We start from the raw sequence: 18,595 nt of genomic DNA, 5'->3' as shown, positions 1-18,595 counted from the left end.
GAATGTTATTCTTAATCTTTCGTTATAATTAGTATTAGATAATGAGTAATCAACCTTAATTACTATTTTTACACAAAGTTTTTTACAATAGTGGCAAAGAAAGAATCAAAGAGGAAAAAAATTAAACAGAAACTAACCGATAAGTACAGGTTAGTAGTTTTAAATGAGAATACGTTTCAAGAACGTTTTTCTTTAAAACTATCTCGATTGAATGTTTTTGTTTTTGGAGGTATTTTTTCAGTATTATTAATTGTATTAACAACCTTGTTAATTGCTTTTACAGGATTGCGAGAATATATACCTGGATATTCTTCTACTGCACTTAAAATGAAGGCTACCAGATTGACTTATGAAACAGATTCATTAAAGAATAAGTTAGCGATAATCCAAGCATATACCAATGCGCTTCAACCAGTATTAACTGGAGAAATAGAGCCAGAAAAAGTAGATTCGATAATTTCTGAAACAAAAACATTAGCAATTGATGATACAAAGCTTCTTGCAACAAAACAAGATTCTTTGTTTAGAGAGAAAATAGATAGTAAAGATCGGTTCCCTCTTTCAGAAGGAGGAGAAGGAAGGGCTAAGATCGTATTCTTTTCACCTTTAACAGGAAGCATTAGTCAACAGTTTAATGCAGATGATAAGCACTTTGCTATAGATATTGTAGCCCCAACAGGAACTCCGGTAAAAGCAGTGGCAGATGGTACTGTAATTTTATCTGAATGGACTGCAGAAACTGGATATGTAATAACAATACAGCATGCCAATGGTTTTATATCTATTTATAAACACAATGGTACACTGTTAAAACAACAAGGTGATTTTGTAAAAACTGGAGAAGCCATAGCCAATGTTGGATCTACGGGAGAATTATCTACAGGTCCACATTTACACTTTGAATTATGGAATAGCGGTTACCCAGTTGACCCAACTAATTATATAGATTTTCAGTAAGATGTCATTAAAGTCTTTTTTAGCAAAGCCATTTGCCAAGTTTGCAGTTAAACAAGTAAACAAATGGGCGAATAATCCAATAAAAACTCAAGAAAAAGTATTTCAATATTTAGTGTCTGAAGGATGTAAAACAGCCTTTGGAAAAGATCATGATTTCGTATCTATAAATACCTACGAAGACTTTAAGAAAAGAGTGAAGGTTAATGATTATGAAGGGTTAAGAACTTATGTAGATCGAATGGTTGCTGGAGAAGAGAATGTGCTTTGGAAAGGGAAACCAATTTATTTTGCAAAAACCTCAGGAACCACTTCTGGAGCAAAATATATTCCTATAACAAAAGAATCTATGCCAACACATATAAAATCGGCAAGGAATGCTTTGTTAAGTTATATTAACGAAACAGGGGATGCAAGTTTTGTGAATGGTAAGATGATTTTTTTACAAGGGAGTCCAGTATTAGACGATAAAAACGGAATAAAACTAGGACGCTTAAGTGGAATCGTAGCGCACTATGTACCAAATTATTTATTAAAAAATAGGTTACCTAGTTGGGAAACCAATTGTATTGAAGATTGGGATACGAAGGTTGATAAAATTGTCGAAGAAACTTTACCCGAAGATATGTCGGTAATTAGTGGAATACCTTCATGGGTACAAATGTATTTCGAAAAATTAATTGAAAAAACAGGAAAGTCTGTTTCTGAGCTTTTTCCAAATTTTAACTTCTTTATTTATGGAGGAGTAAACTTCGAGCCTTATAAGAATAAGTTTGAAGCATTGATAGGAAAAAAGATCGACTATATTGAGTTATATCCAGCATCCGAAGGATTTATAGCATATCAAGATTCTCAAAAAGAAAAAGGAATGTTGTTGCAATTGGATAGTGGGATTTTTTACGAATTTATTCCTGCAACAGAGTTTTTTGAAGAGAACCCAACTCGAATCTCATTAAAAGATGTGCAGTTAGGGGTAAACTATGTGATTGTTTTAAATACAACTGCTGGCCTTTGGGGATATAATATAGGAGATACCGTAGAGTTTACTTCATTAAAGCCTTATAGAATAAAAGTTACAGGACGTATCAAACATTTTATTTCGGCTTTTGGAGAACATGTTATTGGTAAAGAAGTAGAAAAAGCTTTAAATGATGCCATAGTAGGTACAAATGTGAATGTAAGTGAATTTACAGTTGCACCACAAGTAAATCCTGAAAGTGGATTACCATATCACGAATGGTTTATTGAATTTGAAAATGAACCTGAGAATTTAGAAGTGCTTGCAACAAAGATTGATGCTTCTATGCAGGAACAAAATATTTATTATCAAGATTTGATAGAAGGAAAAGTTTTACGTTCGTTAGTGGTTCGAAAAGTGAAAAAAGGAGGATTTCACGAGTACATGAAATCTATTGGTAAGTTTGGAGGACAAAATAAAATTCCGCAACTTTCTGATAATAGAAAAATTGCGGACGTGTTAAGTAGTTTTTTAGTAGAATAGTTAAAAACTAAAATTAAAAGATTTTTTTTCTTCATAAACAGTTTCGTATTCTATGAATACTTTAACGTTTCTGAGTTTTATTCCTTTTAGCTTAACTAACAACTTGGTTTGTTCTGCTGGGAGTATTGAATTTTTACCATACTGATAACTACCCAATCTGTTTTTGATTTCACCTGTGTTTTTAAGAAAATCCTCAAGAGAGGAGTATTTTATTCCATTATGTTCAAATGAAATTCTCTTAATAACTGCAGGTCCAAAACCATGATTAGAAATGGATACCGTTAATGCAGAATCTATTTGAATTAGATGATAATCTAAGTACGGTTTAACAGAAAGCTTATTGTGATTTTGAGCTACTTTTATTTGCCATATTGAAACAAAAAGAGCAATAAAGGCAATTAAAATAACAGCGTAATTGGATACTTTTTCAAGAGATATTTTTTTCATTGATTACTTTTTTGCGACCATAAATAGATAATCACCTAGGTCATTTTCATAATTCTTAATAATAGTATTGATATGATTTGTGTCAATATCTTTCTTTAACTTCTGTAGGCCTTGTTCAACTTCAATTTTATTAGATAAATCCGAAAAGGAAGAAATGCCATTTCTAATGGTTTTGTCGAAATATAATTGCGGATTTTGCTTTCCACAGTATAAAAATTTATCTTCTAAATCTGGTTTGATAAAATATTTTTCAGAAGTATCTATGCTAAAACCAGATAATTGTAATGCGTCTAAAATATGTTGATGCTTTGGCATTTGATTAATAGAGTCTTCTAACATTTTAGGAAAGTACTCATTTAACCAATAACCATGCATTTGCTCTTGGGTTGAGGTAAAAATAACCAATGAGCAATTAGGTTTTAGTACTCTGAAAAGTTCTTTGAAAGCCTCACTAATGTTTTTCCAATGGTGAATAGTTAAACTTCCAATAATTCCGTCTATAGTATTACTTTCTAGTTGTGTGTTTTCTGCTGTGCCTACTCTCCAATCTATTAGATTATTCCTGTCTTTTGCTTTGGTAAGCATGGTCTCAGAAGGATCTATTCCTATAAAGTTATAGCCTCTTTGTTGAAACTCATGGGTATAGTTACCAGTACCACAACCGATATCTAAATAAAGTTTTCCAGATTGAGGATTTAAAAGAGATAAAAGTATTTCTGTTAAATATTTGTCAGCTTTTCTTGTTTGATTGTAGCCTTTACCTATTTTGTTGTATTTGATTTGCATCCTTCCTGTTATAGAGTTCTAAGATACTTCTTTTAAAAGTGAATATGAAGTGTTTTATAGGGCAAGTAGTTGTTGTTGTTTCTTTGCCAAATATTCTTTTTCTAATTGATTGCTTACTTTCTTCAAAGCAATATTAATAAACTCAAGTGCTTTTTCTGTATTGGATGTAGCAGCAAAATAATCAGATTTAGCTCCGTAATATAAATAGGAACGTTGCTCTAAATCTTCAGGATTGAATTGTTCAAAATAATAATTAGCCTTTACAAAGTTTTGATTTTGAATACAAACCACCGCCATATTTAGTAGTAGCGAAGGAGATGGAGCAATATCATACAGACAGGTATACCAATATAAAATTTTATTCCAATTTGTTAGCTTAAAAGAAGGAGCTTTGATATGTTCCGCGGCTATGGCTGCTTCGTAATGATAAGAAGAAAACTGTTCTGTTTCAACAGCTTTATTCATCATAGCATTTCCTAATTGAATAAGCGGATAAGACCATTTGTTTCTGTCTTGAGATTTTAAATCTAAAATTTCATTGGATGTATTGATTTTAGCATCCAAACGAGCGGAATGAAAACACATTAAAGCAAACAGAGCATAAGTGTCTTTGGTATGTGTGTGTTTGTTTTTTAATAAAGATTTACAAAGACGCATGGCTTCACCACATAAATCTTTTCGTATTAAAACATCTTTTCTGTTGGAGTGAAAACCTTCATTAAAGATTAAATACAAGACTTCTAATACACTATCAATTCGTTGAGGTAGTTCTTTTCCTTGTGGGATTTTAAAATCAATATTTAATTTCTGAATATTACTTCTTGCTCTAAAGACTCGTTTTCTAATAGTACCTTCTTTGGTTAGCAGTGCAGTAGCAATTTCTTTAGAGCTAAAACCTGAAATTGTTTTTAAAGCAAAGGCAATTCTGTCTTTTTGATCAAGTTGAGGGTGGCAAGCGGTAAAGATCATTCGTAATTGCGCATCTTCAATTTCATCTTCTAAAAAGAGCTCATTTATAGCAATAGTGTCAATACCTCTTTTTATTTGAGGGAGGTGTTTTCGCTCTATTTGCAATTTTTTGAAAATATCTAAAATTCTGTTCTTGGCAACTTGTGTTAGCCAGGCTTCAGGGTTCTCGGGTAACTGCTTATCCCATTTAACGCTGGCTTTTAAAAAAGCATCCTGAACAGCATCTTCTATAATTTCAAGATTTGAAAAACCGAAAATTCTTGTTAAAACAGAAACCATCTTTCCGCTATGTGTACGGAAAAGATGGTCAATTATTTTGTGCTCCATTATTGGTCAAAAACCATTACTTCTCTAATCTCTACCGTATTTCCTAAGTCATAATCAGGAAAATCTTGAGCAATCTCCTGTACAGCATCAAAATCTTTGGCTGTGATAATGTAATATCCGCCAACGATTTCTTTTACTTCTGCAGAAGTTAAATCGGTAACCGTTCTGTTTTTACCAACAATACGTCTAATTTGAGGAGTTAAAGCATTTCCATGCTTTACAATACCTTGTTTCTCCATCTTTTCACTCCATGCAAACCATTTTCCCATTCTGTTTTGCATTTCTTCAGGAGAAAGTCCTAAATCTGTGTACTCAGTTCCGATAAAAATCATCATAAATTCTTTCATAATTTCTAAATTTTTTAAAGTTTATTTCTCTTAAGACGATTGTTGAGAATAAAAAGGGACTATTTTCTTTAAAAATAATGAACTTAATTATAAAAGACCTCAAATTGAATAAAAAAATAAAGCTGCTAGTACCTATATACCAACAGCTTTACTATGTAATAATAAAACAAAACTTAGTTCTTTCTTAAATAAATATCTCCACTTATGGTTTTTAGATTTAAGGAAGCAATTCCGTTTTTTACCGTACCATATATTTTGCTTCCAACCATATTCCTTTTGTTTTTATTGAATTCAATATCAAGGTCAGAATATACAGTTCCAGTAAGTGTCTCCGCTTTAAATTCTGCATCAGACACAACCAAATCAATATCTCCACTTATGGTTTTAAGATGCATATCTTTTGAATGCTTTTTTACGGTAACGTTTCCGCTAATAAGGTCTAAGGTTAATTTTCCATCGTAACTTAATGCGTCTACATCTCCAGAAATACTTTTAACTTTTAGGGCAATACCATTAGGAACATAAACGGTATAGTTAATTTTCATTTTGTTATGTTGGTTACAGTAGTTGTAACTATCGCAGTCCTTGCCATTAGAAGTAATTGTTACACCTTTTTTATGTTTTTTAAAAAGGTCTCCATAATCAGAGTAAACTTTATAGCTATTACCTGACTTGTCTGTTTTTAAGCTGAAAACATCATTGTCTTTGTTATCATTGATGTTAACCATGGCTTCCACAGAAATTTCATTTTTATTCCAGTTTTTTACCTCAATTTTTTCTGCGAATTTGAGCTTAACATAAACATTTTCAATGTTTGAAGCACTTGTGCTTTCGGTAACTTTTTTTTGAGCTGTTAGGGTACTATAAGACAATAGAAGCCCTATGAAGAAGATATATCTTTTCATTGTATAAGTTTTTATGTTGTTTGAAATTACTTTTTACGTAAGTAGATGTTTCCCATTGAAGATTTTAGCTTAATCTTTACACCTCCATTATTAATAGCGCTTACAATTTTTTTAACACCACTAACATTTCTCATTCCTTTTTTAGGAGTTGGTACCTCTATGTCAAAGTTTGTATATACCGTACCATTGGTTTTTAACTCTAGGTTTGCTTTTGTATTTGCAGGAATTGCTACGTCTATTTCACTTACAGAAGAGCTTACTGTAATAGGAGAGGCCTGACTCACTTTTGAAAACTCAATATTTATTGGACCAACGTTCGAATGTGCAGTAATAGGTCCTGTAACATCTACCATATTGATTCTTCCTACATTGGTGTTTACTTCTACTTCAGCAGTAAACCCAACTACTTCAATACTACCAAGGTTTCCGGTGTCAACTGAAATGTTTACATTTTTAGGTAATGCTAATTGTATACCATGGCGTTGGAAATGTGATTTTAAATCTCTTACAATTAAAGTGTTTCCATCTTTGTTAATACTAAATCCAAATCCGTTAGTATTGTCTTTTCCACCAGGATAAATAGCTGTTAACCCTTTTCTTTTATCTTCTTTTTTCTTTCTTTTTTTATCAGCGTGATCTTTGTTTGGCCAGTGAGACTCATCTTCATGATCTTCGTGTTTGTCATAATCACAATCGCCGCAATTTCCGTGTGATGATGCTAGATTTTTGATAGTTAAAGAGTTTCCTGAGCTTACTACGATTTTGGTTTTTGTATTGGTTTCAATACGTACCTTTTTGATTCCTGATAAAGATTGTGTGTATTCTTTATCCTGAGCTATTAAGGCTCCGCTAATAAATAAAAATATTACTAATAATTTTTTCATGATTTTGATATGTTTTTTTTTAGAATAAACTCGCTATGTTGTATTCTAATTCTTGTTTTACGTATGCTGGTGTTTCTTCGTTGTTTAATAGTTTTTTCATAGGTTCGAGCGCTCTTTTTTCTTGAATCTTAGCTAAAATTTGAATCAATTCAATTTGCATTGTTGGTACTTTTTCTGTCTCTAGCGATTTTATCAATGCTTGTTTTACACGTTCTAATGATGAAAATTTAGACAGTGCTTCTGCTGCAGCCAAACGCACATTTACATTTTTATCATTAAATAACTTTTGTATAAGGGCATCAATTATTTGTGTGTCATTGTTATTAAATTCTTCTGCTTTTGATACTGCAAGAATTCGTTTACTTGCAGATTGGTTTTCTAACAATGCTAATACCTGTTGTTGTTCTGAATTTTCAGTTTTATTCGATTGTTGTCCAATTACAAATGCACTAACCACTATTAAAATACTAGCAGCAACTCTTAAATAAGTTTTCCAATTTGTTGTTGGATTAAGAGGAATCACTTTTGATTCTTCTTTACGAATTTCTTCGCTTAGTATTTTTTCGAAATTAGCTTTTAAACCTTCACTAGGAATATCTTGACTATCAGAAGAAAGAATTGCTAGAAATTGTTTGATGTTTTCTAATTCTTTTTTACAGTTATCGCAAGAAGCTAAATGTGCTTCAAATTCTTTCATTTCCACTTGTGAAAGCTGCTCTTCGATGTAATCAATAAGTTTATTTTGTATGTGTTTACAATCCATAATTAACTGTGTGTTGTTTGAAAGAAAATATCTTTTAATTTTTTTAAAGCTCGATGCACTTTTACTTTTACGGCTCCTTCTGAACTTCCAATGATTTCTGCTATTTGTCCGTAATTTATTTCTTGAAATCGGTGCATTACAATCAGCTCTCTATCTGTTTGATTCAATCGTAAGAGCGATTTTTGTAAATGTTCTAACTCCTCTTGATTGCTTTCTGTGATTAACTTTTCTTCTGAGCTTATTAAATGGTCTTCAATTAAATTAGTTCTTTCCTTTTTTTGTTTTTGATAATAACTAGAAAATATATTTCGAGCTATGGTATAAATCCAAGAAGTAAAATTTCCACTTTTATATGATGTTCTATATTTTAAAACCTTCACAAATACTTCTTGTGTTAAATCTTCACTAACCATTTTGTTGTGTAACATTTTATTGAAAAAATTAAATATGCGAACATGGTATCTATCAAATAGAATAGATAATTGTTTGAGTTCTCCGTTAGCTACTGCTAACATTATTTCTTCATCAGTTAGATGTTTCAACGAGTGTTAGTTTTGATTAGTTTCTATCTTTAAAACCATCAATTTATAAAAAGGTTACATTTTTTAAATATTTTTTTTAGAAATAAAAAAACCTCATAGAAATTTATGAGGTTTGAAGTGTTATTGTTTGGTTTCTAGTTCGAGAACTTTTTGAATCATTTTATCGCTCTTATGCTGAAGTTTGTACATACCTTCATCATTAAATAGATCTCTTGCAATAAGAATTTTTAAATTACGTCTAATAAGTTGATCTGTTTTAAATGAAACCTTATAATCTCTAAGTTGGTTAAAAAACTTATTCGAGACTTCTTTATTCTTGTCGAAATTATCAATGAATTCATCAATGGTAAGTTTCGAAAGTTTTACTCTATTATTGTCTACATAATTAAAAGCAAAGTTGTTCAGCCTTCCAAAGAAAATAGTAGGGATATATGCACTAGTGTCTATTGGAACGAAAACATCAGGAACAATTCCTCCACCACCAAAAACAATTTTTCCTTTTGGAGTTTTAAATTGTAGGCTATCTACCGTTTTTATACTGTCTTTATGAAAGAGTTCTCCGTTTTGATATCTATTTCTAAAATCTTGATCATAACTAGTAGAGCTTTCGTCTTTCTTATATGGTTTTTGGATAGAACGACCCGTAGGAGTATAATATCTAGCTGTTGTTAAACGAACTGCTGAACCATCTCCTAAATCCATTTCCTCTTGTACAAGTCCTTTACCAAAAGAACGTCGTCCAATAATAATTCCTTTGTCGTTATCTTGTAAGGCTCCTGCTACAATTTCTGAAGCAGATGCAGAATTCTCATCTATTAATACGTATAAACCTCCTTTTTCAAAATCACCTTTATAGGTTGCAAAAGATTCATTTACATCTCCTTTATTATTTTTAGTAAAAACAATAAGTTTTCCGTCCTCTAAGAACTCATCTACAATTTTATTAGCAATATCAATAAAACCTCCACCGTTTCCTCTTAAATCTAAGACCAAGTCTGTCATTCCTTTTACTAAGAGAGTATCTAAAGATGTTTTAAATTCTTTAAAAGTATTTCGAGCAAAACGATCTAGTTTAATGTAACCAATACTGTCATTCAACATATAAGCTACATCAACACTTTTAATATTGACTTTATTTCTGTTTAAAGTAACATTGAAAATACTGTCGTTAGATTTGCGATACATTTGAAGATTTACTTCTGTATTGGGTTGTCCTTTTAAACGTTTTAATATTTGCCCAGACAGCAGTTTTTTTCCATATAAAGTATCATTGTCGGCAATAAGAATTCTATCTCCAGCTTTAATCCCTTTTTTAATACTCGGACCTCCTTTTATTGGTTGTATTACAGTAATGGTATCACCAATCATTCGAAACTGAACCCCAATTCCCACAAAATTACCTTGCATGTTTTCAGTAACAAGTTGCAAGTTTTCCTTTGGAATATATACAGAGTGTGGGTCTAATTTTTCTAACATTTGCGCAATAGCACCATCTAATAATTCGTCTGTATTAACTTCATCAACATAATCTCGTTGAATGTAATTAATTAAACGCTTTATTTTTTGCTCATTGGCAGAACTACTGCCAACGATAGGTTTGTTACCAGAACCAAAAAATGATCCTATTAACATTCCGAAAACTACGGCAATTGAAAAATATATTGGTAAGTTATTTTTGTTCATATGGTAAATGCATCAATTCTACGCCTGCTTTTTCTAAAAATTCTAACCCTGTTTTGTCTTTATAAGCATCGGCATATACAACCCTTTTAATTCCTGCTTGATGTATAAGTTTACTACATTGTTGGCAAGGAGAAAGTGTAATATATAATGTTGCACCTTGACAAGATTGTGTCGAAGCGGCTACTTTTAAAATGGCATTGGCTTCCGCATGTAAAACATACCATTTTGTATATCCATCTTCATCTTCACAATAATTTTCAAAACCAGAAGGAGTACCGTTATATCCGTCAGAAATAATCATTCTGTCTTTAACAATTAAAGCACCTACTTTTTTACGAATACAATGAGAAAGTTGTCCCCATTCTCTTGCCATTTTTAAATAGGCAATATCGTATTTTAATTGTTTTTTATTCAAAATTAGAATTTTACTTAGCTAAGTTAATTAGAAATGAAAGAGTAAGGTGTTAATTTTTACCAAAAAACACGGTCAATCATCATTTGAAAAGCAAAGCCGATTACAATAGAAGAAGCAACTAAAATCCAATCACGACGATTTACTCCAAAAACCGATTGTACTAAAGAACCAACTAGCAATATCAAAGCAATAATAATAATTTGAGCGGCTTCAACACCTAAAGCAAATTCTACCAAAGGCAAGAATTTCTCACTAGTTTTACCAATCATCATTTTAAAATAGTTTGAAAATCCTAATCCGTGAATTAAACCAAAAAATAAAGCAAAGAACAGATTTTGATTTTCTTTTCCTACAGAGGCTTTCTTTGCGGTTAATACATTCATTAAACCAGTAATGAATATGGTTAAAGGAATCAAGAATTCGACTAAATCAGCTCGAACATTTAAAATTCCATAGGCAGATAATGCCAGAGTAATAGAATGTCCAATGGTAAATAACGTAACTAACCATAGCACTTTTTTCCATTGTTTAAACTGATATACAACAGCTAATACAATTAAAAATAAAATATGATCATAGGCTCTAATATCTAACACATGAAATAGCCCTAGTTTAAAGTAGTAAATGAAATCGTTCATTCGGGGTTTAAATTTTTATTTGTCTCTCTATTTGTTGGTCTAAAGATATAAAAGTTTCGGTTCTTGATACACCTTTTATAGTTTGAATATCCTTATTTAACAAATGCATTAAGTCTTCGTTATTCTTACACATTATTTTTATAAAAATAGCGTAATTACCCGTAGTGTAGTGGCTTTCAACAACTTCAGGAATATCTTTTAATCTTTTGATAGCAGAAGAATATAAACTTGATGAGTCTAAAAATACACCAACAAATGCCGTAGTAGTATATCCTAAGGCTTTAGGGTTTAGTGTCATTTTATATCCATCTATAAGATCCGAATCTTCTAATTTACGTAATCTTTGATGTATAGCTGCTCCAGAGATTCCTACCTCTCTTGCAATACTTAAAATAGGAGTACGGGCATCCTTCACCAATCGTTTAATGATGATTTTGTCTATTCCGTCTATTTTTAGTTTTTTACTCATTGTAATAAGTTTGATAGTAAAAATAGAAAAATCCGCTCGTTTGAGCGGATTTTATCTATATTCTTTTATATAAAAAGCTTAACAAAATTCGTCGTAAGCCTCCGCTAAATTACCTGCAATCATTTGTGCAGAACGCCCTTCAATATGATGACGCTCTAACATGTGTACTAAATTTCCATCTTTAAACAATGCAATAGCAGGTGAAGAAGGAGGGAAAGGAATCATATACTCTCTTGCTTTTGCCGTAGATTCTTTTTCTACTCCTGCAAAAACAGTTGTTAAATGATCTGGTTTTTTATCAGCTCCTAAAGAAGCAATAGCTCCTGGTCTTGCAGTACCTGCTGCACAACCACAAACTGAATTTACCATTACTAAAGTAGTTCCTTCTTTCGCTAAAGCAGTGTCAACATCTTCAGCAGTATATAATGCATCAAAACCAGCATCTATTAACTGATCGCGCATTGGTTTTACTAATTCCTCTGGATACATATTTTTAATTAAAATTTTTTACAAAGATACCTTTTTTACATGCATAAACCAAGTTAGTTAGCTCCATTGAAAGGATTAAGTTTAAATGATTATGTTTTCTATTATATTTGTGTTTTTAAATTTTTAAAATGGGGAAATTTGCGAAATGGTTGGGAGCAGGTGCTGGTTTTACTTTAGGTGGGCCAATCGGAGGTATTATTGGCTTTGTTGTAGGGAGCTTTATAGATGGCATTTCCGTAGAAGATTTTGTAGAAGAACAAAAAGAATATCAGCAAAATCAGCAGCAAGGGAGAAGAGGTAGAGCAACTTCAGGTGATTTTGAGATTAGTTTATTAATATTAGCATCAATTGTAATCAAAGCAGATGGTAAGATTGATAAAAGAGAGTTGGACTATGTAAGAATGTACTTTGTGAAAATGTATGGTAAAGAAAGAGCTAATCATGCATTTAAATTATTCAATGGAATTATAAAAAAACAAATATCCACGCGACAAGTTTGTTTGCAAATACGTCAACATATGTCGCACTCTACACGTTTGCAATTAATTCATTTCTTATTTGGAATAGCTCAGGCAGATGGTCAAGTAATCTCATCAGAAGAGCAAGAGATAAGAAAGATTGCAGGATATTTATATGTAAATGACTACGATTACAGTTCAATAAGAGCAATGTTTTATGGTAATTCTGATAACGATTATAAAATTTTAGAGATTACCAAAGAGGCTTCAAATGATGAAGTAAAAAAGGCATATAGAAAAATGGCTAAGAAATATCATCCAGATAAATTACAAGGCTTGGGAGATGAGCATTTAAAAGGTGCAAAAGAAAAATTTCAGAGAATTCAAACTGCTTATGAAAAGATAAAAAAGGAAAGAGGAATGGCATAGTGCATTCTTTTTTATATATTTATAATTAGGGGAGATATAATTTTAATGGATAATATGGGGAAAAAAATACTTTTCTTAGGATTTTTATTTTTTAGTTGTTTAGGGTTTAGTCAAAAGAAGTATGCGGCAGATAAATATTTTGAAGACTACGCATATAAAAAAGCTGTAAAACTTTATGAAGATATTTATAATGATGGTACCGATTCATACAAAGTATTGAGTAGAATAGGTGATTGTTATTATTTTAATGCAAATTTTAAAGAAGCCGAGGAATGGTACTCCAAATTAATAGATAAATATTTGAGTGTTTTATCTCCAGAATACTTTTTTAGATACGCCCAAGTATTAAAAAGTAATGGGAAAATAGAAGTTTCTGATAAATGGATGCTAAAGCTCAATGAAATTAAAAAGGATGATTCAAGAGCGCAATATTTGGTGGATAATCAAGGGTATTTTTCAGAGTATACAAATAGAAAAAAGACTTATATCAATATTCATAATCTAGCTACAAATACCAAGTATTCTGATTTTGGTGGGTTTATGTTGGACGATTATTTTTATTATGCGTCAACAAAACCCGATGAAGAGAACAAAAAAATATACAAATGGAATAATCAACCACATTTGAATATTTATAAATCTAAAGAAGTTTTTAATCCAGGGACTTTAATTTTAGATGTAGATGCTTCCGAAAAAGTAAACTCATTATCTTCAAAGTATCATGAGTCTAGTGTAGCGATTACAAAAGATAGAAAAACAATCTATTTTACAAGAACAAGTTTTGACGGTAAAAAGTTAAGAGGAGGGAAAAATAAAATCGCGAACTTAAAAATATATAAAGCTCAAAAGATTGGTGATGTTTGGGGAAACATAAAGGAGTTACCTTTTAATGACGACAGTTATTCAGTAGGACATCCAGCATTAAGTGAAAATGAAGATGAATTGTACTTCTCGTCGGATATGCCTGATGGTTTTGGAGGGACCGATATTTATAAGGTTGATATTATTGGAGAAAACGACTTTGGAAGACCAGTAAATTTAGGAGAAGATATTAATACAGAAGGAAGAGAAATGTTCCCGTTTATTGGAGATGATGGAACCTTATATTTTTCTTCAGATGGACATTTAGGATTAGGAGCTTTGGATATCTTTGAAGTAAAAAAGGAACAAAACTCTTATAAAAAACCGGTAAATGTAGGGGCACCAGTAAATGGGGCTTATGATGATTTCGGTTTTGTAATCAATACCAAGAAAAATAGAGGATTCTTTTCTTCCAATAGAAAAGAAGGAAAAGGAGATGATGATATTTATAGTTTTCTAATTTATCATTGTAAAGAAGATATCAAAGGAATTGTTACAGACGCAAAAGATAACACTCCTATAAAAGAAGCTTTAGTTAAACTGGTAGATAAAGAAGGAAAAATCCTTGCAGAAGAGCGAACCGGAGAAGATGGAGGTTATGCTTTTTATCAGATAGATTGTAATAGAGAGTTTGTTGTAGTTGCTGAAAAAGAAGACTATGATAATGATAAAAAAGATACAGAAACATTAGATGTTGATGGAGAAGGTATTATCACGAACTTTCAATTGAAATCATTGATTGTTGAAGACCAGATTGTTATTAATCCAATATATTTTGATTTTGATAAGTATGATATTAGAAAAGATGCAGCATATGAATTAGAGAATGTAGTTGCTGTGCTGAATAACAATCCTAATATGATAATCAAAATTGAATCACATACAGATAGTCGCGGTCCTGCCGATTATAATAGGAATCTTTCAGATAAAAGAGCAAAATCTACAAGAGATTATATAATTGCTCGAGGTATCTCTGCTAATAGAATTGAAAGCGCCTTGGGGTACGGAGAAGACCAGTTGTTAAATGATTGTGATGATGCCAAAAAATGTACAGAGGAAGAACATCAGAAGAATAGAAGATCATATTTTTATATTGTAAAAAATGAATAGGAAGTTTTGCTAAACTTCAATTATTTTTCAGCAATTTTTGTCAAAAACCTAAATGTCAATCAGGAGAATCAGAGAGATTTAAAGGCAAATCTTACGCCTAGTCACTAGTACTTTGTTTTTTGTTATAATTAGAAATGTTTTTTTGTAGTGCAACCCCTACAATTACAAGAAAATACGTAATTTCGCACATTCAATTAATACAACAAAAAAATGAGTAAAAAGTTTACTGAATACAAAGGACTTGATTTACCAAAAGTAGCAGAAGAAATATTAAACTATTGGGAAGAAAACAACATCTTTGAGAAAAGTATAACTTCACGTGAAGGAAATAAACCATTTGTGTTTTTTGAGGGACCACCTTCAGCAAACGGTTTACCAGGAATTCACCACGTAATGGCACGTGCTATTAAAGACATTTTTTGTCGTTATAAAACTCAAAAAGGATATCAAGTTAAACGTAAAGCAGGATGGGATACTCATGGTTTACCAGTAGAACTTGGTGTTGAAAAAGAGTTAGGAATAACTAAAGAAGATATCGGAACAAAAATAACGGTAGAAGAGTATAATACGGCATGTAAAAAGGCGGTGATGCGTTATACCGATATTTGGAATGATATGACTCGTAAGGCTGGATATTGGGTAGATATGGATAATCCATATGTAACATATCAGCCAAAATATATGGAGTCTGTTTGGTGGTTATTAAAACAAATTTACTCGAAGGATTTATTATATAAAGGGTATACAATTCAACCATATTCTCCAAAAGCTGGAACTGGTTTGAGTTCACACGAGTTAAACCAACCAGGAACCTATCAGGATGTTACTGATACCACAGTGGTTGCTCAATTTAAAACAATCAAAGAAACATTACCATCTTTTTTACAAGTAGAAGGAGATGTACATTTCTTAGCTTGGACCACTACTCCATGGACACTTCCATCGAATACAGCTTTAACTGTTGGACCTAAAATAGAATATGTTTTAGTAAAAACATTTAATCAATACACTTTTGAACCAATTCAGGTTGTATTAGCTAAAAACTTAGTAGGAAAGCAATTTGCTGGAAAGAAGTTTAATCAAGTTGAAAACGAAGCTGAATTAGTAGCGTATAATGCAGGAGATAAACAGGTTCCATATACAATAATTAAAGAGTTTGTAGGGAAAGATTTAGTTGGAATTAAGTACGAGCAACTTTTAGATTATACATTACCATATCAAAATCCAGAGAATGCATTTAGAGTAATTTCTGGTGATTTTGTTACTACTGAAGATGGTACTGGTATCGTACATACCGCTCCTACTTTTGGTGCAGATGATGCTTTAGTAGCAAAACAAGCTACTCCAGAAGTTCCACCAATGTTAGTGTTGGATGAAAATGAGAATCCAGTTCCATTAGTAGATTTACAAGGAAGATTCAGACCAGAAATGGGAGAATTTGCAGGGAAGTATGTAAAGAATGAATATTATGCAGATGGAGAAGCACTTGAAAAATCGGTTGATGTAGAACTTGCTATTAAATTAAAAACAGAAAATAAAGCCTTTAAGGTAGAGAAATATGTGCACAGTTATCCAAACTGTTGGAGAACTGATAAGCCAATTTTATATTATCCATTAGATTCTTGGTTTATTAAAGTAACCGATGTAAAGGATAAGATGTTCGAATTGAACGAAACCATCAACTGGAAACCAAAATCAACAGGAGAGGGACGTTTTGGAAATTGGCTAAAGAATGCTAATGACTGGAATTTATCTCGATCTCGTTTCTGGGGTATTCCATTACCAATTTGGAGAACAGAAGATGGAACAGAACAAATATGTATTGGTTCTGTAGAAGAATTAAAAGCGGAAATGGCAAAAGCAGTAGAAGCTGGAGTGTTAGCTAAGGATATTTTTGCTGATTTTGAAGTTGGAAATATGTCAGATGAGAATTATGATAAAATCGACTTACATAAAAATGTAGTGGATAGAATTACATTAGTGTCATCTACAGGAAAACCAATGAAACGTGAAAGCGATTTGATTGATGTTTGGTTTGATTCTGGTTCTATGCCATATGCACAATGGCATTATCCGTTTGAAAATAAAGAGTTAGTAGATAACAAAGAGTCGTATCCAGCAGACTTTATCGCTGAAGGAGTAGATCAAACTCGTGGATGGTTCTATACATTACATGCAATTGGAACCATGGTGTTTGATTCTGTTGCATATAAAAATGTAGTGTCTAACGGATTAGTGTTAGATAAGAATGGGCAAAAAATGTCTAAGCGTTTAGGAAATGCGGTAGACCCATTTGAAACTTTAGGGAAATATGGAGCAGATGCTACACGTTGGTATATGATTTCAAATGCGAATCCATGGGATAATTTAAAGTTTGATTTAGCTGGAGTAGAGGAAGTACGTCGTAAATTCTTCGGTACTTTATACAATACATATTCATTCTTTAGTTTATATGCTAATATCGATGGTTTTACCTATGCTGAAGCTGAGGTTCCTTTAAATGAACGTCCAGAAATTGATCGTTGGATTTTATCTGAATTAAATTCATTGGTTAAAAATGTGGATGCTTTTTATGCAGACTATGAACCAACACGTGCTACACGTGCTATTTCTGATTTTGTACAAGATCATTTAAGTAACTGGTATGTTCGTTTGTGTAGAAGAAGATTCTGGAAAGGAGAGTATGGTCAGGATAAGATATCTGCATACCAAACATTATATACTTGTATGTTAACGGTAGCTAAATTGGCATCACCAGTAGCACCATTCTACATGGATCGATTGTATAAAGATTTAGTAGCAGCAACAGGAAAAGAAGCGTTTGAAAGTGTGCATTTAGCAAACTTTCCTGAATATAATGAAGCTTTAGTAGATAAGTCTTTAGAACGTAAGATGGAAAGTGCTCAAACAATATCTTCTTTAGTATTATCATTAAGAGCTAAGGAGAAGATTAAAGTGCGTCAACCGCTTCAAAAGATAATGATTCCAGTATTAAATGTAACTCAAAAAGAGGAGATTTTAGCAGTAGCTGATTTAATAAAGTCAGAAGTGAATGTTAAGGAGATCGAATTATTGGATGATGCTTCAGATATTTTAGTGAAACAGATTAAACCAAACTTTAAGGCATTAGGGCCAAAATTTGGTAAAGATATGAAGCTGATAGCTAGCAAGATACAGTCTTTCGGGCAGGATGAAATTTCTAAAATCGAAAAAGAAGGGCAAATTTCCGTGGAAATTAATGATAAATTGATTACCTTGGAAACCACTGACGTAGAGATTTCATCAAAAGATATTGAAGGATGGTTAGTAGCAAATGCAGAAGGTATTACGGTTGCGTTAGATGTTACAATAACAGATGATTTACGTAAAGAAGGTGTAGCTAGAGAGTTAGTAAATAGAATTCAGAACGCTCGAAAAGATTCAGGGTTAGAAGTAACTGATAAAATAAAATTAACAATCTTAAATACTGCTGATTTACAGGAATCGGTGTCTTCAAATGAAGTTTATATAAAAACGGAAACCTTAACGAATGAGTTAGTTTTTGTTAATACGTTAGAAAATGGTACAGAAATTGAATTCGATGCCATAAAAAGTAAAATGTTAATACAAAAAATATAG

General features: G+C 31.8%; 18 protein-coding genes. 5 read left to right on the top strand and 13 right to left on the bottom strand.

What is annotated here, in order from left to right; all coding sequences use genetic code 11:
- The first annotated feature begins 90 nt into the window (after positions 1-90).
- Positions 91-957 (top strand): M23 family metallopeptidase, encoded by an 867-nt coding sequence (locus Q0873_RS14175; protein WP_299108434.1) that lies wholly within the window; start codon positions 91-93, stop codon positions 955-957.
- A 1-nt stretch (position 958) separates the two neighbouring features.
- Positions 959-2,455: a GH3 auxin-responsive promoter family protein gene (locus Q0873_RS14170; RefSeq protein WP_299108432.1), complete on the top strand. Its 1,497-nt coding sequence runs from the start codon at positions 959-961 to the stop codon at positions 2,453-2,455.
- Here Q0873_RS14170 and Q0873_RS14165 read toward each other — a convergent pair whose 3' ends face one another.
- The 13 genes from Q0873_RS14165 to Q0873_RS14105 form a co-directional block, all read right to left on the bottom strand.
- Positions 2,456-2,902, bottom strand: a complete 447-nt coding sequence (locus Q0873_RS14165; RefSeq protein ID WP_299108430.1) for a hypothetical protein — start codon at positions 2,900-2,902, stop codon at positions 2,456-2,458. It abuts the gene before it with no gap.
- 3 nt (positions 2,903-2,905) lie between these two features.
- Positions 2,906-3,688, bottom strand: coding sequence for a class I SAM-dependent methyltransferase (locus Q0873_RS14160; protein ID WP_299108428.1), 783 nt, complete (start codon positions 3,686-3,688; stop codon positions 2,906-2,908).
- A 54-nt stretch (positions 3,689-3,742) separates the two neighbouring features.
- Positions 3,743-4,984 (bottom strand): sigma-70 family RNA polymerase sigma factor, encoded by a 1,242-nt coding sequence (locus Q0873_RS14155; RefSeq protein ID WP_299108426.1) that lies wholly within the window; start codon positions 4,982-4,984, stop codon positions 3,743-3,745.
- On the bottom strand, positions 4,984-5,331 hold the full coding sequence (locus Q0873_RS14150; RefSeq protein WP_299108424.1) for a YciI family protein: 348 nt from the start codon (positions 5,329-5,331) through the stop codon (positions 4,984-4,986). Before Q0873_RS14150 ends, Q0873_RS14155 begins: the two co-directional genes overlap by 1 nt.
- Before the next feature lie 173 nt (positions 5,332-5,504).
- Entirely contained in the window at positions 5,505-6,236 is a 732-nt protein-coding gene (locus Q0873_RS14145) for a DUF4097 family beta strand repeat-containing protein (protein ID WP_299108422.1), read from the bottom strand.
- A 26-nt stretch (positions 6,237-6,262) separates the two neighbouring features.
- Positions 6,263-7,120: a hypothetical protein gene (locus Q0873_RS14140; RefSeq protein ID WP_299108419.1), complete on the bottom strand. Its 858-nt coding sequence runs from the start codon at positions 7,118-7,120 to the stop codon at positions 6,263-6,265.
- Between the two features lie 19 nt (positions 7,121-7,139).
- The gene (locus Q0873_RS14135; protein WP_299108417.1) at positions 7,140-7,883 is read right to left on the bottom strand and encodes a HEAT repeat domain-containing protein; all 744 of its coding nucleotides are present in this window, start codon (positions 7,881-7,883) and stop codon (positions 7,140-7,142) included.
- A 2-nt stretch (positions 7,884-7,885) separates the two neighbouring features.
- Positions 7,886-8,425 (bottom strand): RNA polymerase sigma factor, encoded by a 540-nt coding sequence (locus Q0873_RS14130; protein WP_299108413.1) that lies wholly within the window; start codon positions 8,423-8,425, stop codon positions 7,886-7,888.
- Positions 8,426-8,545: 120 nt separating this feature from the next.
- The gene (locus tag Q0873_RS14125) at positions 8,546-10,108 is read right to left on the bottom strand and encodes a S41 family peptidase (RefSeq protein WP_299108411.1); all 1,563 of its coding nucleotides are present in this window, start codon (positions 10,106-10,108) and stop codon (positions 8,546-8,548) included.
- Positions 10,095-10,526 carry a dCMP deaminase family protein gene (locus Q0873_RS14120; protein ID WP_299108498.1) on the bottom strand — a complete coding sequence of 144 codons (432 nt, stop codon included), beginning with the start codon at positions 10,524-10,526 and terminating at the stop codon, positions 10,095-10,097. Before Q0873_RS14120 ends, Q0873_RS14125 begins: the two co-directional genes overlap by 14 nt.
- Positions 10,527-10,579: 53 nt before the next feature.
- The gene (locus Q0873_RS14115; RefSeq protein WP_299108409.1) at positions 10,580-11,161 is read right to left on the bottom strand and encodes a HupE/UreJ family protein; all 582 of its coding nucleotides are present in this window, start codon (positions 11,159-11,161) and stop codon (positions 10,580-10,582) included.
- A 7-nt stretch (positions 11,162-11,168) separates the two neighbouring features.
- Positions 11,169-11,630: an Lrp/AsnC ligand binding domain-containing protein gene (locus Q0873_RS14110; RefSeq protein WP_299108406.1), complete on the bottom strand. Its 462-nt coding sequence runs from the start codon at positions 11,628-11,630 to the stop codon at positions 11,169-11,171.
- A gap of 78 nt (positions 11,631-11,708) precedes the next feature.
- On the bottom strand, positions 11,709-12,119 hold the full coding sequence (locus tag Q0873_RS14105) for a BrxA/BrxB family bacilliredoxin (protein ID WP_299108405.1): 411 nt from the start codon (positions 12,117-12,119) through the stop codon (positions 11,709-11,711).
- A 128-nt stretch (positions 12,120-12,247) separates the two neighbouring features.
- Between Q0873_RS14105 and Q0873_RS14100 the strand changes: the two genes are divergently transcribed.
- From Q0873_RS14100 to ileS, 3 genes are all read left to right on the top strand, one after another.
- Positions 12,248-13,006, top strand: a complete 759-nt coding sequence (locus Q0873_RS14100; RefSeq protein WP_299108404.1) for a molecular chaperone DjiA — start codon at positions 12,248-12,250, stop codon at positions 13,004-13,006.
- Between the two features lie 54 nt (positions 13,007-13,060).
- Positions 13,061-14,977: an OmpA family protein gene (locus Q0873_RS14095; protein WP_299108403.1), complete on the top strand. Its 1,917-nt coding sequence runs from the start codon at positions 13,061-13,063 to the stop codon at positions 14,975-14,977.
- Positions 14,978-15,187: 210 nt separating this feature from the next.
- On the top strand, positions 15,188-18,595 hold the full coding sequence (gene ileS, locus Q0873_RS14090; protein ID WP_299108402.1) for an isoleucine--tRNA ligase: 3,408 nt from the start codon (positions 15,188-15,190) through the stop codon (positions 18,593-18,595).

Origin of the sequence: uncultured Tenacibaculum sp., from assembly GCF_947498805.1 — a bacterium.
GTDB lineage: Bacteria > Bacteroidota > Bacteroidia > Flavobacteriales > Flavobacteriaceae > Polaribacter.
This window is presented reverse-complemented; position numbering and strand designations above follow the sequence as displayed.

Bases quoted from the DNA above. Each gene is read 5' to 3' on its own strand.
- Q0873_RS14165 (WP_299108430.1), bottom strand. From the start codon at position 2,902: ATGAAAAAAATATCTCTTGAAAAAGTATCCAATTACGCTGTTATTTTA.
- Q0873_RS14095 (WP_299108403.1), top strand. From the start codon at position 13,061: ATGGGGAAAAAAATACTTTTCTTAGGATTTTTATTTTTTAGTTGTTTA.
- Q0873_RS14170 (WP_299108432.1), top strand. From the start codon at position 959: ATGTCATTAAAGTCTTTTTTAGCAAAGCCATTTGCCAAGTTTGCAGTT.
- Q0873_RS14140 (WP_299108419.1), bottom strand. From the start codon at position 7,120: ATGAAAAAATTATTAGTAATATTTTTATTTATTAGCGGAGCCTTAATA.
- Q0873_RS14155 (WP_299108426.1), bottom strand. From the start codon at position 4,984: ATGGAGCACAAAATAATTGACCATCTTTTCCGTACACATAGCGGAAAG.
- Q0873_RS14160 (WP_299108428.1), bottom strand. From the start codon at position 3,688: ATGCAAATCAAATACAACAAAATAGGTAAAGGCTACAATCAAACAAGA.
- Q0873_RS14105 (WP_299108405.1), bottom strand. From the start codon at position 12,119: ATGTATCCAGAGGAATTAGTAAAACCAATGCGCGATCAGTTAATAGAT.
- Q0873_RS14145 (WP_299108422.1), bottom strand. From the start codon at position 6,236: ATGAAAAGATATATCTTCTTCATAGGGCTTCTATTGTCTTATAGTACC.
- Q0873_RS14115 (WP_299108409.1), bottom strand. From the start codon at position 11,161: ATGAACGATTTCATTTACTACTTTAAACTAGGGCTATTTCATGTGTTA.
- Q0873_RS14110 (WP_299108406.1), bottom strand. From the start codon at position 11,630: ATGAGTAAAAAACTAAAAATAGACGGAATAGACAAAATCATCATTAAA.
- ileS (WP_299108402.1), top strand. From the start codon at position 15,188: ATGAGTAAAAAGTTTACTGAATACAAAGGACTTGATTTACCAAAAGTA.
- Q0873_RS14135 (WP_299108417.1), bottom strand. From the start codon at position 7,883: ATGGATTGTAAACACATACAAAATAAACTTATTGATTACATCGAAGAG.
- Q0873_RS14150 (WP_299108424.1), bottom strand. From the start codon at position 5,331: ATGAAAGAATTTATGATGATTTTTATCGGAACTGAGTACACAGATTTA.
- Q0873_RS14125 (WP_299108411.1), bottom strand. From the start codon at position 10,108: ATGAACAAAAATAACTTACCAATATATTTTTCAATTGCCGTAGTTTTC.
- Q0873_RS14100 (WP_299108404.1), top strand. From the start codon at position 12,248: ATGGGGAAATTTGCGAAATGGTTGGGAGCAGGTGCTGGTTTTACTTTA.